At 53.5% G+C, this 16527-nt stretch carries 17 protein-coding genes and 1 pseudogene; 7 read left to right on the top strand and 11 right to left on the bottom strand.

All coding sequences use genetic code 11. The features are described from left to right. Positions 1–76: 76 nt before the first annotated feature. The 5 genes from J2Y56_RS05565 to J2Y56_RS05545 form a co-directional block, all read right to left on the bottom strand. Positions 77–412, bottom strand: a complete 336-nt coding sequence (locus tag J2Y56_RS05565) for a hypothetical protein (protein WP_082457624.1) — start codon at positions 410–412, stop codon at positions 77–79. Positions 413–546: 134 nt separating this feature from the next. After that, positions 547–1014, bottom strand: a complete 468-nt coding sequence (locus J2Y56_RS05560; RefSeq protein ID WP_060543713.1) for a DUF411 domain-containing protein — start codon at positions 1012–1014, stop codon at positions 547–549. A gap of 161 nt (positions 1015–1175) precedes the next feature. Then, positions 1176–2231, bottom strand: coding sequence for a copper resistance protein B (locus tag J2Y56_RS05555; RefSeq protein WP_060543714.1), 1056 nt, complete (start codon positions 2229–2231; stop codon positions 1176–1178). Positions 2232–2243: 12 nt separating this feature from the next. After that, entirely contained in the window at positions 2244–4163 is a 1920-nt protein-coding gene (locus J2Y56_RS05550) for a copper resistance system multicopper oxidase (protein WP_060543715.1), read from the bottom strand. A 223-nt stretch (positions 4164–4386) separates the two neighbouring features. Then, positions 4387–4593 carry a co-regulatory protein PtrA N-terminal domain-containing protein gene (locus J2Y56_RS05545; protein WP_060543716.1) on the bottom strand — a complete coding sequence of 69 codons (207 nt, stop codon included), beginning with the start codon at positions 4591–4593 and terminating at the stop codon, positions 4387–4389. Positions 4594–5041: 448 nt separating this feature from the next. Between J2Y56_RS05545 and J2Y56_RS05540 the strand changes: the two genes are divergently transcribed. Then, a complete protein-coding gene (locus J2Y56_RS05540) occupies positions 5042–5518 on the top strand; it encodes an antitoxin Xre/MbcA/ParS toxin-binding domain-containing protein (protein WP_060543717.1) in 477 nt (158 codons plus the stop codon). A gap of 258 nt (positions 5519–5776) precedes the next feature. On the opposite strand, the gene J2Y56_RS05535 is transcribed toward J2Y56_RS05540, so the two are convergent. The 4 genes and pseudogenes from J2Y56_RS05535 to J2Y56_RS28425 form a co-directional block, all read right to left on the bottom strand. Next, complete coding sequence (locus J2Y56_RS05535; protein WP_082457640.1) at positions 5777–5977, bottom strand: heavy-metal-associated domain-containing protein; 201 nt, start codon at positions 5975–5977, stop codon at positions 5777–5779. A 112-nt stretch (positions 5978–6089) separates the two neighbouring features. Then, on the bottom strand, positions 6090–8453 hold the full coding sequence (locus J2Y56_RS05530; RefSeq protein WP_082457625.1) for a heavy metal translocating P-type ATPase: 2364 nt from the start codon (positions 8451–8453) through the stop codon (positions 6090–6092). A gap of 2 nt (positions 8454–8455) precedes the next feature. Beyond that, on the bottom strand, positions 8456–8713 hold the full coding sequence (locus J2Y56_RS05525; protein ID WP_060543719.1) for a DUF2933 domain-containing protein: 258 nt from the start codon (positions 8711–8713) through the stop codon (positions 8456–8458). 102 nt (positions 8714–8815) lie between these two features. After that, positions 8816–8978 (bottom strand): annotated as a pseudogene (locus J2Y56_RS28425) (plastocyanin); the annotation flags it as partial. A gap of 97 nt (positions 8979–9075) precedes the next feature. Here J2Y56_RS28425 and J2Y56_RS05520 point away from each other — a divergent pair. The 5 genes from J2Y56_RS05520 to J2Y56_RS05500 all read left to right on the top strand — a co-directional run bounded on the left by J2Y56_RS05520 (position 9076) and on the right by J2Y56_RS05500 (position 13538). Further along, complete coding sequence (locus tag J2Y56_RS05520) at positions 9076–9765, top strand: heavy metal response regulator transcription factor (RefSeq protein ID WP_060543720.1); 690 nt, start codon at positions 9076–9078, stop codon at positions 9763–9765. Beyond that, positions 9762–11150, top strand: a complete 1389-nt coding sequence (locus tag J2Y56_RS05515; RefSeq protein ID WP_060543721.1) for a heavy metal sensor histidine kinase — start codon at positions 9762–9764, stop codon at positions 11148–11150. Before J2Y56_RS05520 ends, J2Y56_RS05515 begins: the two co-directional genes overlap by 4 nt. Positions 11151–11405: 255 nt before the next feature. After that, positions 11406–11789: a copper homeostasis periplasmic binding protein CopC gene (gene copC, locus J2Y56_RS05510; protein WP_060543722.1), complete on the top strand. Its 384-nt coding sequence runs from the start codon at positions 11406–11408 to the stop codon at positions 11787–11789. Positions 11790–11792: 3 nt separating this feature from the next. Next, positions 11793–12731 carry a copper homeostasis membrane protein CopD gene (gene copD, locus J2Y56_RS05505; protein ID WP_060543723.1) on the top strand — a complete coding sequence of 313 codons (939 nt, stop codon included), beginning with the start codon at positions 11793–11795 and terminating at the stop codon, positions 12729–12731. A gap of 492 nt (positions 12732–13223) precedes the next feature. Further along, positions 13224–13538, top strand: a complete 315-nt coding sequence (locus J2Y56_RS05500) for a hypothetical protein (protein ID WP_310349115.1) — start codon at positions 13224–13226, stop codon at positions 13536–13538. Between the two features lie 109 nt (positions 13539–13647). On the opposite strand, the gene J2Y56_RS05495 is transcribed toward J2Y56_RS05500, so the two are convergent. Next, positions 13648–14313 (bottom strand): DsbA family oxidoreductase, encoded by a 666-nt coding sequence (locus J2Y56_RS05495; RefSeq protein ID WP_310349113.1) that lies wholly within the window; start codon positions 14311–14313, stop codon positions 13648–13650. A 545-nt stretch (positions 14314–14858) separates the two neighbouring features. Here J2Y56_RS05495 and J2Y56_RS05490 point away from each other — a divergent pair. After that, complete coding sequence (locus J2Y56_RS05490; RefSeq protein ID WP_310349110.1) at positions 14859–15215, top strand: DUF6124 family protein; 357 nt, start codon at positions 14859–14861, stop codon at positions 15213–15215. Positions 15216–15323: 108 nt separating this feature from the next. On the opposite strand, the gene J2Y56_RS05485 is transcribed toward J2Y56_RS05490, so the two are convergent. Continuing rightward, positions 15324–16358 carry an alpha/beta hydrolase gene (locus J2Y56_RS05485; protein WP_310349107.1) on the bottom strand — a complete coding sequence of 345 codons (1035 nt, stop codon included), beginning with the start codon at positions 16356–16358 and terminating at the stop codon, positions 15324–15326. Positions 16359–16527: the final 169 nt, after the last annotated feature.

The following is a 16527-nucleotide window of genomic DNA, read 5'->3' as shown; positions in this document are numbered from 1 at the left end:
TGCGCGCCACGTTAAACATGCGCACAGATATGCCATCCCGCGCCAAAGCAGGATGAGATTCAGTGTGGTACAGGAATCAAGCGCGAGGCGGTCGCCAAACTCTCGACGGGGCATGAATAGGCAGGGAATCGTTGAAAGTTGTCAGCATTTGTGGACTGGACAAATGAGTGACAGGTTTCCGAAACGACACTTGTAGCAAAACGGCGCTCCTGCAATCCTGGCCAGGATTGCAGCATTTACCATGATCGACGGAGCAGTTCATGTCGACGCCGCAGTCCTGGTTCATCTCACTCATCATAATCATGGTTTTCATGGGGCAAGGTTCTAGCGGTGACTGAATGCCCGCCATCCCACTCAAGGGAAGCGCCAAGTTGATCAGGAGAATGAGGCAACACCGCAGATAGCGTCTCATGCGAGGGAGTCTAGACGCTGAAAATTGGCTGTACAAATACGTATCTATCAGGAGAACCAGCCAAATAGCGTCTGTAGGTCAACATGCCCTATGCTCCCTCTTGTCATAAAGGCGGCAGAGCCGCCAAACACTGATTAGTTTGCCGGGTACTCAGCGATCACTTGGTCAGTACCGGCTTTGCTCAGACCGATCACCTGATAAGCATCCTGCTTTCCATCGACTTCCATACCAGGCGAGCCTGCCGGCATACCCGGCACAGCAATCCCTATAAGGTCATCACGTTTGCTCAAGGCAACTATTTGCTCAGCAGGTACGTGGCCTTCTACAAATTTTCCGTTGACCACTGCTGTGTGGCATGACGAGAGACGCGGAACAACGCCCAAGTCTTGCTTGATCGTGCTCATATTGGTTTCTACATGATCAACGACGGTGAAACCGTTAGCTTCAAGGTGCTGGATCCACTTCTTGCAACATCCACAGTTCGCATCACGATGGACGTCGATCGTCAGCGACTCTGCTGCATGACCAACTGAACTGATAAACAGAGCCGCGAATGCGGCGAGGCGAAGTGCCCGGCTGGGACGAAGAAAGTTATTTCGCATGGGGGGTGCTCCTTCCCATCAGCATGGGTACGAATTTTAGGCTGAGCGGCCGAAGTTGCTTGGGCATCATGTGAAGCCTTCACAACCTGAGGATGGCCTGGCTTGGTATCTTCACCCTGAGAAGGCGCAGCGTCCTCATCATGGGCATGGGCGCTGCTTTCTTAAAACCACATCCGAATACCGGCGACAAATCGCGCCTCGTTCGTATCTTCTCCTTCATCACTAGCGAGGTCGGCAGTCTCGCCATAAGAGCGACTCCAGGTCACCCCGATATAGGGCGCAAACTCGCGGACAATCTCATAGCGCAACCGTAAACCCACTTCCGTATTGGCCAAACCAGAGCCAATACCGCGCTGAGGATCGTCTTTCCCGTAGAAGTTCACTTCAGCGGTAGGCTGCAAGATCAGGCGATTGGTGAGCAGAATGTCATAATCACCTTCCAGCCGAGCGGCGGTCTGGCCGTTTTCGCCGATGAATGCGGTGGCTTCAGTTTCAAAGTTGTAGAGGGCCATGCCTTGGATGCCGAAGGCACCCCAAGTCTGCGGTGAGCCTGGTTTGAAGTCTTGGCGCACGCCGGTAACAACATCCCACCATGGACCGATTGAGTGCCCCCAAAGCGCCTGGAGCTCGGCGTCTTCCGTCACACCGTTGGTGCGCTCACCTTCCGAGCGCAGCCATAAACGATCGACGTCACCGCCGATCCAACCTTTGGCTTCCCAATTCAGAACGCTGCCGTTATCCGCATCCTGGTATTCGAACTTGTCCAAGAGGATGAAAGAGTTGAGTTTTTTGTCATGAACACCATGACCTGCAAGAGGCGGAAACGCCGCTTTACGATCAGCCTCGGTTAACACGGGGATTGGCGTTCGACTCGTACTGGTCGCCTCAGTATCCATATTCATTTTGCTGTGATCCATGCCTTCCATTTGACCCTGGTCCATCCGGCCATGATTCATATTGCTGTGGTCCATCGCCTCCATCGAACCATGATCCATGTTGGAGTGATCCATCTGGCCGTCTTTGGCGGGGATTGGCTTTTGAGGTGCGGCCGGTTTCGACTCCGCTCCCGAAGACATAGTCATCGACGGATCCATCTCTTCAGCGGCACTGGCCAAACCAACAAAAGCGGCACTGAAGGAGACCGTCAGTGCCATCAGCGTCGGACGTAGAAGCTTCCAGGTCATGATCTCAATCCGTTTTTTTGGTTTTTGGGTCATATCCCGTCTCCTTTACTCATCAACCCGTACTTCACGGAACATCCCCATCTCCATGTGAAACAGCAGGTGGCAGTGATAAGCCCAGCGTCCCAGCGCATCAGCTGTTACTCGATAGCTACGCTTAGTGCCTGGCGGCATGTCGATCGTATGCTTGCGCACCATGAAATTGCCGTTCTCATCCTCCAGGTCGCTCCACATACCGTGGAGGTGGATGGGGTGGGTCATCATGGTGTCATTCACCAAGGTGATGCGCAGACGCTCGCCATACTTGAGGCGCAATGGTTCAGCATCAGAGAATTTGATGCCGTTAAATGACCAGGAAAACTTTTCCATATGACCGGTCAAGTGCAGCTCAATGGTGCGATTGGGCACGCGACCATCCGGGTCCTGGAACGTGCTCTTAAGGTCAGAGTACGTTAGAACTCGACGGCCGTTGTTCCGCAAGCCAATGCCGGGATCGTTTAGCTTCGGCGCTGTGCTCATGGCTTGCATATCAACCAACGGGTTGTTGGTTTCGGATGCCGGGTGAGACTGCATAGCGCCTCCGCCCATGCCCGCCATCGTGCTATGGTCCATACCGGCCATGCCGGACATATCGCCCTGATCCATGCCAGTCATCTTGCTGTGGTCCATACCGTTCATACCGGGCATATCGCCCTGATCCATGGCCGTCATCTTGCTGTGATCCATACCGGTCATGCCGGACATATCGCCCTGATCCATGCCCATCATCTTGCTGTGGTCCATACCGGCCATGTCGCCCGGTTTCATTGTGCTGTGATCCATGCCTGCCATATTGTCGTGATCCATTCCTCCCATCCCCATATCATCCATGGTCAACAGAGGACGTGGATCGATCGCGGGAACAGTAGCTTTGAGCCCTTCGCGTACTGCCAGGGTTCCGCGGGCATATCCGGTTCGATCCATGGACTGGGCGAAAATGGTGTAGGCCTCCTGACTGACAGGCTCCACAATTACGTCATAGGTTTCTGCCACGGCAATGCGGAACTCATCGACGCTGACCGGATTGACGTGTTGGCCGTCGGCGGCCACCACGGTCATTTTCAAGCCTGGGATACGAACGTCGAAATAGCTCATTCCCGAACCGTTGATAAAGCGCAGTCGCAGCTTCTCGCCCGGTTTGAAAATACCGGTCCAGTTACCGTCAGGGGCCTGGCCATTCATGAGGTAGGTGTAAGTATCCCCACTGACGTCTGCAAGATCGGTGGGGTTCATTTTCATTTCGGCCCACATCTTGCGATCCGCCACTGTCGCGGACCAGCCTTTCTCGCTGACATCGTTGATGAAGTCGCCGACGGTAGGTTTGTGGTGGTTGTAGTAGTCCGACTGTTTCTTGAGTTTGGCTAACACGCGACCAGGATCTTCATCAGTCCAATCGGTCAGCATCACCACATAATCGCGGTTGTATTGAAATGGCTCTGGCGCCTTCGAATCGATCACGATTGGACCGTAGACGCCTGACTGTTCCTGAAAACCAGAGTGGCTGTGATACCAATAGGTACCATTCTGATGGACTTTGAATTTGTACTCGTACATGCCATCGGGAGCGATACCGTGGAAGCTCAAGCCGGGTACACCATCCATGTTGGCCGGCAGAATGATCCCGTGCCAATGGATGGAGGTGTCCTGGTCCAGTCGGTTTTTCACCCGCAGCGTGACCGTTTCTCCTTCACGCCAGCGCAGCAGCGGTCCCGGCAAAGAACCATTGATGGTCATCGCCGTGCGCGCCGAGCCTGTGATGTTCACTGGAGTTTCGCCAATGAACAAATCAAATTCATTGCCGGCCAATACGTTCGGGAAACCGGGACTAGTTACTGCCCAGACAGGGGTACGCCACAGGCCGAGACCGCCGAGAATGCCACCAGCGGCCAGGCCTTTGACGAAGGTCCGCCTAGAGGTTTTGGAATGCATGCCGTTTATGTCCACTCAGTCAAAAAGAAAGCCGTGCGAAGCACTTTGTGCGTTTCGCTTATCGGTTCGGGGGCAACTTCTCTGGAGTTCTTCTAGCATCTTTCCTGAGCCTTGCCCGCCGCCGAAATTGACAACACTCATACGGCAGACGAGCTTAGAAATTGCCACACTTTAACTATCAGGGTGATTACATTTCTGTCAGCTTGGGTATGTGCCAAATGGATCAGCAGCTGGTGTGGTCGGCAGCTTTAGCTTTGCTCTCGGCTACGGGGAGCTGAGTGCCTTGCTTCTGGGCAATTTGGTACGACTCCATCGAGTCCTTTCTGGCCGCCTCCATACGTTCAAATGCCCGATCACCACCGCCTGCGGCCATAGCCAGGGAAGAGACGGTCAAAGCTGCAATGGCAAACAGGGTTTTCATAGATTTCATTTGGATATCCTTGGATGAGTTTTCAGTTACCCCATTAAATCCACATCGAGAAAAATGGTTTTGGGGCTGAGCTCAAGGCTCGGTGCCACCTTAACCGTCGTTCCCTGTCAGGAACCTTAGGTGAACATTACAGGTGCGTAAGGTTGCGCTTTTCTTCCTGAACAATCGTCTGCGTACGTTGAAACAGGGAAAGCATCCGGCCAAGTCACCTTCCGAACTCCCGCATTGATGCGAATGCAAATGGGCGGCCGGTGGGAATGCAATTTGCTGGTCAATAGGGCCCCACGTTACAGTCGGTCCATGGGTAAGCGACTTTTACTTCAACCCAATCAGCACGGTAGATGGTCAGTGCAGAGGGGCAGGACGAAGAGCTCACGAGGCAACCTAAACGCAGCGCCCATATGTTGCCTTTGCGATAGAAAAACCCAATTGGTTTGATGGAGTCGTGATGACCACTACAACGACCACTCGACGCCGAACAAAAAAGGAAGAAAAAGCGCGTGATTTATTGATTGCCATGTTTTGGAGCTTCAGCGCAAATCGAGGTTTTCTCAATGAATCGGAACGATTACTCCAGATCAGTGAAGGGCTTCCCTCTCAACTTTTTCAAGCCCTTTGTGCGAACTTTGCTCTTCAGGAAAGTAGCTTGGAAATGTTGTTCAATATTTCGACCTCCACGCTCAAACGACATAGGCGTCAACAAAAGCCTCTTGATCCTGTTGCGTCCGGACGACTAGATCGAATTGCGGCTGTTTGTCACTTGGCTGAGGAGGTCTGCGACAGCAGACAAGCAGCCACCGACTGGATGTCAAAGCCGAATCAAGCCCTCGGTGGTAGTAAACCCATAATGCTCTGCAAAACTGAGCGCGGAGCCGTGCAAGTTAGCCGTGTGCTTCAAGTTATAAAATGGGGTGGAGTAGTCTAAGTTTGTAAGCGTCTGCCAAACACACCTTGCGTGTTTTCTACTGCCGCGATGCTTAGTGTATGGAAATTAGCAAAATTATGTCCTGAGCATAAACTCGCTAATTTCGATACACATGCTGGGTGCGACGGAAATTGCTCATCGGCAGAATAGCGCTCGTGAGCGCAGGGCTGAGTTGACCGCCGAGACCTGCGCTCACATCTGAAATGCGGCATGGAGAGCTTATGCATGAGGGCATTAACGCGGAGCAAGATCACCGTCTCAGGCACTAACCGTGGAAGGAAAACCCAACGCTTCAACAGCCGCACGGACTCGCTCTGGGCTTTCGATACTTTCAACGTTGACCTTGCCAGCAGCAGGATCCACTGAAACAGCAGCCTCGCTATCCAACGACTGAATAGCTTTGGTGATTTTGCTGACACAGCTACCGCAAGCAATGCCTGAAACATTCAAGACGAACATAGTTATTCCTCTCATGGTGAGCGGCCTTTTTAGCCGCAGGAACAGCATCAACGTTGCCACGATAGGAAGGTCAAGAGTTCTTTACATCCTAGTTTGAATGGATGCCTGGGCCTCAATCTATACGGACGTTTCTCAACCGCAATGCGTTGAAAACGACGGATGCGGAGCTGACGCTCATCGCGAGGGCCGCGACCATTGGTGATAACAGGTGTCCGGTCAGTGGATACAATAGGCCCGCAGCGAGTGGTATCCCCATCGCGTTGTAGAGGAAGGCGAAACCAAGGTTCTGCCGCATGTTTTTTACTGTTGCGACAGAAAGAGCACGCGCTCGAAGAATTCCCATTAAGTCGCCTTTAACCAAGGTCAATTGTGCACTGTTCATCGCGACGTCTGTCCCTGTCCCCATGGCGATGCCCACATCTGCTCGGGCCAAGGCAGGCGCATCATTGATACCGTCGCCAGCCATGGCAACCCGACGACCGTGTTGCTGAAGGTCCGCGACCAGACGCTCCTTGTCCTGAGGTTTCACTTCGCCGTGGACTTCTTCGATCCCCATTTCCTTGGCTACAGCTCGTGCCGTGGTGAGTCCGTCGCCAGTGGCCATGATGATTTTTACATTGTCAGCCTTGAGCTTAGTGACGGCCTCTTTGGAGGTTGGCTTAATCGGATCTGACACCGCGAGCAATCCAGCCAGCACTCCGTCGACAGCCACATAGATGATGCTGATACCTTCAAGTCGTAACAGCTCCGCACGATGTTGGAGAGGGCTGATACTCACGCCTGCCTCCTCCATCAAGGCGGTATTACCCATTTGGATTTTCTTGCCGCTAACCATGCCGCTGACTCCGATTCCAGATCCAGACTCGAACGATTCAGGCTTGCTCAATACAAGGTTTTCAGCTCGGGCGTGATCAACAATTGCGTGAGCCAGAGGATGCTCACTGCCTTGATCGAGGCTGGCAGCCAATTGAAGGACATCATTGGGGTCGAAAGGCGTTGTGGCCTCTACACTGTGGAATACCGGACGCCCCTCTGTCAGGGTGCCGGTCTTATCGACGATCAGCGTATCGATCTTGCAAAGGTTCTCGATGGCACTGGCATCCCTGAACAGTACCCCCATGCTGGCTGCCTTACCCGAGGAAACCATGATCGACATGGGGGTCGCGAGCCCTAATGCACAGGGGCAGGCGATGATCAGCACGGCCACTGCATTGATCAGACCGAAAACCCAACTGGGTTGAGGACCAAAAAAACCCCACCCCAGAAAAGTCAGTACCGCAATTGTGATGACACCCATTACAAAGTAGCCGGCGATGACATCGGCCATGCGTTGCATGGGGGCTTTGGAGCGTTGAGCACGAGCTACCATCAGCACGATTTGCGATAGCACCGTCTCGGCGCCAACTTTCTGCGCCTCCATCACCAGACTGCCATGTGTATTGAGCGTGGCGCCGATCAGGCTATCTCCAGCTCTCTTCATTACTGGTACTGGCTCGCCGGTCAGCATCGCCTCGTCGACTGCGCTTTCGCCTTCCAGTACTAAACCATCAACAGGCACCTTTTCACCTGGCCTTACCCGGAGGTGGTCACCCTTGTGGACATGGGTCACCGGGATATCTTCCTCTTGGCCATCGGCGTTGATTTTGCGTGCCGTTTTGGGTGAGAGCCCCAGAAGAGATTTAATGGCAGCGGAGGTTTGCGATCGGGCTTTGAGCTCAAGAATCTGCCCAAGTAATGTTAATGAGATGATTACTGCTGCGGCTTCGAAGTAGACCCCGATGCGTCCATCTTGCGTGAAGCTGGCGGGAAAACTCTGGGGGAAGAGCGTGGCTACAATACTGTAAAGATAAGCAGCCGCTGTACCCAGGCCAATCAAGGTCCACATATTTGGACTGCGAAGCCGAATAGAGGCTACACCCCTCACAAAAAAGGGCCAACCAGCCCAGAGAGTCACCGGGGTTGCAAGAAGCAGCTCCACCCAGTTCTGTTGGGTTCCGTGGAAGAGTTGTAATGAATGTCCCGCCATCGCGAGCAGAGTCACTATCACAGTTAATGGCAATGACCACCAAAAACGACGGGCAAAATCCTTGAGTTCGGGGTTTTCCTCCTCTTCCAACCCTGGCATGACCGGTTCCAATGCCATTCCACAAATCGGGCAAGTGCCAGGGCCTGGCTGTCGTATCTCAGGGTGCATGGGGCAAGTGAATTCAGTACCCAACTGTGGCTCAGCCGAGGGCTCGATGTGACTAGAGGGATGGCTATCAGACTGATCAGCAGCGTAATGTTGAGGTTCTGCTCGAAATTTCTCTTGGCATTTCAAGCTGCAAAACTGATATGCCTGTCCCTCATAAAGCTCACTGAACGGGCTCGGCCGAGTAATAGCCATACCGCACACTGGATCATGTAGACCTCCATCATCGGAGGACTTTACCGAATGGGCGTGATTTTGGTCGCGGTGATCCGTGGCGTCAGACATGGTTAGTTTCCGTTTTCGTCCTTGTTGGCTTCCGAACTTCCGTGTCGTCCATGACCGCCGTGCCCGTGCCCGTGCCCGAAAAAGTGCATCAACGGACAGATCAACAGAATCAAATAGGGGAGATAAGGTGAAACATGGCCGAAGTGTTCCCGGACCACGTAAAAACCCCCGATTGCAACCAGCATGATCAGCACTACACCTGTTTTGCTCCTCCAGAAAGGTGAAGCAGCGTTTTCAACCGAATGCCGATGGTTAGCCATGACTTTGCTCCTATTGTCCTGCCCAGAGTTGCAGTGGCATCTGCGTCTGAGAGTAGTCCACGCTCGCCTTGAGGCTATGATCTCGATCAATCAATCCAAGCTTTACTTCACTTCAAACTGGCCAACCATTCCTGATTGATAGTGGCCTGGTACATTGCTGGAAAACTCCAGGTCTGTGCTATGGGAGACGGTCCAGGTAGGGTCTTTGTTTGCGTCAGGCTTATTCAGAGGATGTTGGATCGTTGTGCTCCATCCTGACCATCTTCGTCCACCTGAGGCCAAGATTACTTTTCTGTCAGTTTCTGGTTGGCTCGACGAATTCGATGCAAACTCAGCCAATGACAATTTTGAGAGCCACCTCTATGAGACTTCTGATTGCCGAAGACGAACCGAAAATAGGTATCTATTTGCAGCAGGGTCTTACCGAGGCTGGGTTCAATGTCGATCGTTACACCAGCGGCACTGAGGCTCTTCAACATGCTTTAAGCGAAGCATATGACCTGCTGATTCTGGACGTCATGATGCCAGGGATGGATGGATGGGAAGTCCTTCGGAGGGTACGCCTGTCAGGAAAGGACGTTCCGGTACTCTTTCTGACGGCACGAGATCGTGTTGAAGATCGAGTCCACGGTCTTGAGCTCGGAGCTGATGATTACCTCATCAAACCCTTCGCATTCTCTGAATTGCTAGCTCGAGTCAGGACACTGCTCCGCCGTGGTCACGGCATGCCCTCGCAAACTCATATGAAAATTGCCGATCTTGACGTTGACCTGCTCAAACGCAGGGCCATTCGGGCAGGCAAACGCATAGATCTTACGGCCAAAGAGTTTGCACTCCTGGAACTACTGCTCCGTCGCCGAGGCGAAGTGCTACCAAAGTCGCTCATCGCCTCGCAAGTCTGGGACATGAACTTCGACAGCGACACCAATGTAATTGAGGTAGCGGTGCGCAGGCTCAGGGCGAAGATTGATGATGGCTTTGAGGTCAAGCTGATCCAGACCTCGCGAGGTATGGGTTATATGCTCGATGCACCAGATTCGGAATCGGAATGAACCGTCTATCCCTGACTACGCGCATGAGCCTGATGTTCATGCTTGCAGTAACGGCTGTGCTCACCATCGCCGGCCTCGGTTTCAACAACCTGAGCCGGCACCACTTCAAAATGCTGGATCAGCAGGCCCTGAACGAAAAGCTTCACTCAACTCAAAGAATTTTGGGAGAGCTGAAAAATATCGATCAATTCAACGAGTTAAAGCCCGAGTTACAAGCGTTGCTTGGGGCTCACCGTGACCTGACGGCCCTAATTCTGGATGTCGACGATAAACTACTTTTCGCTGATCCCCAGCCCATGAAGGTTCCGAAAGAGTTCCTCTCGGTGACAACCAACACTGTATGGGAATGGCAAGACCAAAAGCACATGTTCCGTGGTTTGACAGCACAAGCGATGGTCAATGGTCATGACAAGCCGTTGACCGTAATCTTGATCCTTGATGTTACTCATCATATGGCCTTCTTCGAGACCCTCCAGCGATGGTTTTGGATCGGGCTGGCGATCAGTGCGCTTGTCAGTGCCGCTTTAGGCTGGATGGTTGCACGCAGTGGTATGCGTCCAATCCATCAAGTGACCATGGTCGCGGCGTCGATGTCAGCCAAATCACTCAAGGATCGTATCCCCCTGGGGCCGGTCCCAAAAGAGCTGCAACAGATGGTATCGTCGTTCAATGCGATGCTGTCCCGACTAGATGATGCGTTTGTGCGGTTATCAAATTTCTCAGCAGACATTGCTCACGAACTGCGTACCCCAGTCAGCAATTTGATGACTCATACAGAGGTGGTGCTCTCTAGAAAACGGAATATTGAGGACTACGAAGACAATCTGTATTCGAATCTCGATGACTTGAAGCGAATGTCGCGAATGATCGACGACATGCTTTTCCTTGCCAAGTCCGACAACGGGTTAATCAAGCCTGAAAACAAACAGATCGACCTGCTGGAGGTCGTGGAGAAACTGCTTGAGTATTACCGCCTATTGGCTGATGAACGCGACATCAACCTGGCTGTTTCAGGAGCAGGAAGTGTACGGGGCGATGTATTGATGATTCACAGAGCCATTTCGAATTTGCTTTCGAATGCTTTGAGGTACACCCCAGAGGGAAGGACCATCAGTGTCGATATCAAAGAGAGAAGTACGTCCACAGTAGTGACGGTGGAAAACCCAGGGATTGTCATCCCCCCCGAGCACTTAGAAAAGCTCTTTGATCGATTCTTCCGAGTAGATCCGGCACGACGCGAAGGAAGCCCCAGCAATGCCGGACTGGGACTGTCAATTACGCGGTCGATCATAGAAGCTCATGAGGGCAAGATCTGGTGCACCTCATCCAATGGAAAAACAGCCTTCCATATGGAGCTCCCTGGCGTCGGCCTGAAAGGCGCTTAAACCCAGGGCAGCGTTTAGCCTGCGAAGTGTGGCACATCCCAAGCTTACTGAATTGTAATCGAACGGTCTGTTCTCATGTGGCATCGTGTACCAGCACTGTGGCGTGGGAGTCTTGACCTGTTCCCTGAGTGCAGTGCTTACCAGGACGCGACATACGCTCGATTTCCGTCTCTGGTTTTTATAAGAGTCGAGAAGTAAAAACAGATCTCCCCAACCAAACCTCGAATCAACAGCTCAAGCTGTGAGGAGTCTTGCATGTCCTTCTTTAAAGCTACCACCGTAGCTGTTGCGCTTACCGCCGGCTTACTTCTGAGCGGGGTTGCTCAAGCGCATCCGAAACTGCTTTCTTCCACTCCTTCGGAAGGTTCGACCTCCGTCGCACCTGCCAAGATCGAGCTGCACTTCTCGGAGAACCTGACGACTCAGTTCTCAGGTGCAAAACTGATCATGACCGACATGCCCGGCATGCCGAATTCCCCCATGGGCGTCAAGGCTGGGGTCTCGGGCGGTGATGATCCGAAAATGATGGTCATCACACCGGCGGCTCCATTGACCACTGGTACTTATAAAGTTGAATGGCGTGCAGTCTCTTCGGACACTCATCCGATCACCGGTAACTTTTCTTTCAAAGTGAAATGATTCATGAGCGACTCAATCAATATCCTGATTCGCTTAGCTCTTTATCTGGACCTGATGCTGCTTTTTGGATTGGCTATTTTTGGTTTGTACAGCCTCAGGGGAAAGGAGCGGGTATCCGGCGCAGTCTTGAATTTTGAGTCGCTCCTTTTCAGCACCGTTGTTGGTGGTTTACTTCTGTCTTTTGCCGCTATGTTGTTGCTTGCGAAAGCAATGAGCGGCGTTTCAGAGTTTACGGAGCTTCGCCAACATATCTTCGAAATGGTGCTTACTGGTACCGATGTCGGGCTCACCTGGATGGTCCGAATTGCAGCGCTTGTTTTGGCAGGTATAGCTGTCAATCTCAACAAACGCTTCCCAACCTCCAGCCTTTGGGTCGTTACTCTGGCTGGTGCCATTGCGCTCGCTACCTTGGCATGGACAGGCCATGGCGCGATGGACGAAGGCAATCTTCGTTATATGCATTTCATTAGCGATATCTTTCACCTTTTGGCAGCCGGCGGCTGGATGGGAGCACTGGCCGCATTCGCTTTACTGCTGCATACTAAAATTCTAAATGGTGAACAAGAGTTACGAATTCTCTCCCGAGCTCTTACTGAGTTTGAATTGGCTGGTGCAGTGATCGTGGTGAGTCTAAGTGTTTCGGGCGTTGTGAATTATCTTTTCATTGTAGGTCCAACAATTGATGGGATAACGCTCAGTACTTATGGTGTATTACTTAGTTTAAAGGTTTCACTGTTTGCAGTAATGATGGCATTAGCTACGTTGAACCGCTTTCACTTGAGCCCACTTTTAGAACGATCGATCCAGGGCGGTCAATACACTGGAGCTGTTAATGCTTTGCGACGCAGTATGGCTGTAGAGCTCACGCTAGCAATAATCATACTTTGCCTAGTCGCTTGGTTAGGAACCTTGAGCCCAGAGATGGGTATGAGCATGGAGTAGAGTGTTGGCGCTGTTTGCAAATTACCCCCAGGGGATTGCTGATTTTTGTATCAGAAATTATGGATAAGCTCAGCAGCATCTCGATGACAGAACCTCACTCCATCAAGTATCACCAGGACTGTCCGAAGCAGTCTTTGAGTGAGCCGACCTACTGTTCATGCTTCGACAAATTGGACAGGTCCATCGTGGCGTAGACCCGCTCGCAGCAGCGAAAATCGATTCGGCCCCCCACTGATCAAACAAGTGCAAAAATTTGCACCGTGAATGCGACACAACCATCAAAGGCGGTGGGCTTTGGCATCATTTCAGCCCTGTCTAGCTCCAAGGCAAGCGTGTGCCAAGCTTTTTTGGTCGAAGAAATACGTTATCCATCGCTGGTCAAGTCGATTGCAAACGGGTGGTCAAGTCGAATGCAATTGACTGGTCAAGTCGAATGCAATTGACTGGTCAAGTCGAATGCAAACAAGTGGTCAAATCAATGCAATTACCCACATGAAGCATCAACAAACTCACGAAGCGGAAATCAACGCCTTCGCTCTTGAGGTCGACAAAATACACGTGACGCTCAATCGACTGAAAACCTTGCGGCACGAGCGCGTCAGTGAAAAAAAAGTCTACGGATCGCTTTCGACTCAGCCCGAGCGGCTGGCAGAAAACCTGCAACGCTGGCTTGCCCATGCAGAAAACCAAGTCGAAGAGCAGTGGGCCATGGCGCCGAAGAGCGCAAACGAAGACGCGTTATTGGCGTCGATCTACGGGCATGTCGTAGGGGCACCGCATACGTTCGACATCGATTCGATTGTTTGAACAGACACAACAGAACTTTGCCCGAGAAGCCCCGGTAACACGGGGCGGACGGCGCCTCCCGTGTGGCGATGGAGCAAGCGCCCTCGCCACAAAAAAACGCCCTGCACAATCAGCTGACAGTACCGCCCTTCGCTTCACTCATGATCTGCCGGATCGCGCCGACAAACGTCTCCACCGGCTGCCCGCCAGTGACGGCGTACTGCCCGTTGAACACCACCGTCGGCACCGAACTGACGCCACGGGTCAGCCACAATTGCTCTTCCTCAACCACCTCTTTGGCGTATTCATCCGACGCCAGAATCGCCTCGGCGCGCTGCCGATTGAGCCCGACGCTTTCAGCAATCTGCGCCAACTGCCCGTGATCGGACGGGTTGCCGCCGTCGGTGAAATACGCCTTGAACAGCGCTTCCTTCAGATTGAACTGCAACCCTTCCAGCCCCGCCCAGTACAACAAACGATGGGCGTCAAAAGTGTTGTAGATGCGGCTGTTGCCGTCGGTGCGAAACGCAAACCCGACAGCGGCGCCACGGGCGCGGATCATCTCGCGGTTCTTCTGTGACTGTTCCGGGGTCGAGCCGTATTTTTCAGTGACGTGCTCAGTGATGTTCTGCCCTTCGGGGCCCATCTTCGGGTTCAGTTCGAACGGCTGAAAACGGATCTCGGCCTGGACCTCATCACGCAGAATTTCCAGTGCCCGGGTCAGGCCGTAGAGGCCGACAACGCACCAGGGGCAGGACACGTCGCTGACGAAATCGATTTTCAAAGGGGTACTCATCACACACCTCGCAGGCTTGGATCGCGCCGCAAAGATCGAACGATACACCTGAAGGGACCGAGGTGGCAGCCGTTGCATGATCCCCTGTGGGAGCGAGCCTGCTCGCGAAGGCGCCGTGTCAGTTAATACTGCATTGGCTGATACACCGCCTTCGCGAGCAGGCTCGCTCCCACAGGGGAACTGCGGTGTTTTGGGGGGTGTGTTTAGTTCTGTTTAAGGTTACTTCCTGAAAGCTACAGCGCCTTGCGCCGTCGCCTACAACCACGTCAGAATCCGCCGGCTTGTGCGCCTGGAGGCCCGTCGGTAACTTGGTTCCTGTCACTGATTCCCAGTGATCGGGTTTAGTAGCCCGGCTAATACATTCACGGTTGCACAAGTATCATTCAGTCAGGTTTCGACCTGCGCTTGATGGTAGCTGTGCGCATGGCGCCCTCGGGCGCGCCGGGTTTTGGGTGAGTTTACCGGTCTACTAACTTGCGCACAGCTGCCACCCTTCCGTTTAGTAGCGAGACAGGTTGCAGCTCTACTATTAGGAAATACACCCAATGTTCAAAGTAACGCCAAATCCACCGGAAACCGACGACGTTTCCCCCTACGAAACCCCAGAGTCCAAAAAGCTCAACGGAGCCGCCGACCGCGCCCTCGATTACTACCTCAAACCGGTCATCCCCAAAGACACCCCACGCAAACCCAGCACCATCTTTTTCGTCGCCCCCGACACCGATAACGAAACCCTGCTGGTCAATGCCTGTGAGACGTTGGCGTCAGCGAGTGTGATGTTGAATGATTTCGCGGGGCAACTGAACGGCACACAACGCCACACCCTGCTGGGCATTCAACACTCGGTGATGCTCGGTGAGCTGGCGGTGAACCGGATGCTGGATAACGTCGTCCCGACATAAATCCTTGTGGGAGCGAGCCTGCTCGCGATAGCGGTCTGTCTGCAACATCAATGCTGACGGGTACGACGCCATCGCGAGCAGGCTCGCTCCCACAGTTTTAATTGGGGGTTACTGGAGATTCGGATACGTGACTGGATCGATCTGCGCCCAATGCGAGGTGTCTTCGAGATGGGCCTGCAAATACGGCAACACCGCCGCCAGTAACGGTTCCTTGAATGCCTCCTGGAACCGATGCGCCAACCCCGGGATCAGCTTCAACTGACTGCCACGAATATGCGCCGCCAAATGCACGCCATGCATCACCGGCAACAGCGGATCGGCCGTGCCGTGCACCACCAGCGTCGGCACGCGTAACTGGTTGAGCAGGTCCACGCGACTGCGCTCGGCGAGGATGGCCATAATCTGGCGCTTCACGCCCTCGGGGTTGAACGCCCGGTCGTAGGACTGCGCCGCTTGCTGCAGCAGTTCATGCCGGTCATCCGTCACCGACGGACTGCCCAGCGCCGCGAGCAAATCCGCCTGTTGTTCCAGCGCCACTTCGCGGTTCGGTGCGCCACGACGGGACAACAATTGCACCAGCGCCGCGCTCGGCGCCGGCAAGCCTTCGGCGCCGGAACTGGTCATGAGCAATGTCAGACTTTCCACTCGCTGCGGCGCCATGGCCGCCATGTGCTGGGCAATCATCCCCCCCATGCTCGCACCCAATACGTGGAACTGCTCGACGTGCAACGCGTCCATCAGGCCAAAGGCATCGTCCGCCATGTCGGTCAGGGTGTACGGCGCCGACACCGGCAAGCCGAGTTTGTAGCGCAAGGCTTCAAAGGTCAGGTTGGCTTCGCCCGGGGTCTGGCGCCATGTGGACAGACCCACATCACGGTTGTCGTAACGAATCACCCGAAAGCCTTGCTGACACAGCGCCACCACCACCTCGTCCGGCCAGTGAATCAATTGCCCGCCCAGGCCCATCACCAGCAACAACGCAGGGTCCGACGCACGGCCAATGCTCTGGTACGCCAGGCTCACCTGCGCCAGATCAGCGTGTTGGGTCGGTACGTTGACATCACAACGAGACGCCGCAAAGGACGGCAGGCCAAACAACAACGCGGCCAAAAAGGCCGCTGTTGATAAAAATCGTGCACGCATGAAAAACACCGAAACGCAGAACCCCAGTAGAGCGCGAGTCTGATGAAGTTTGATCAAGCGCGCTGCCACAGTTGCGTGACAGTTTGATGAATATCGCCCAATGGTCGATGCGATAACTATGTAGTGCCACGGGCCATGGCAGGTTTCTTTTAATGGCGTTCTTCAAGAG

The organism is Pseudomonas sp. BE134, from assembly GCF_031456105.1.
Classification (GTDB): Bacteria; Pseudomonadota; Gammaproteobacteria; order Pseudomonadales; family Pseudomonadaceae; genus Aquipseudomonas.
This window is presented reverse-complemented; position numbering and strand designations above follow the sequence as displayed.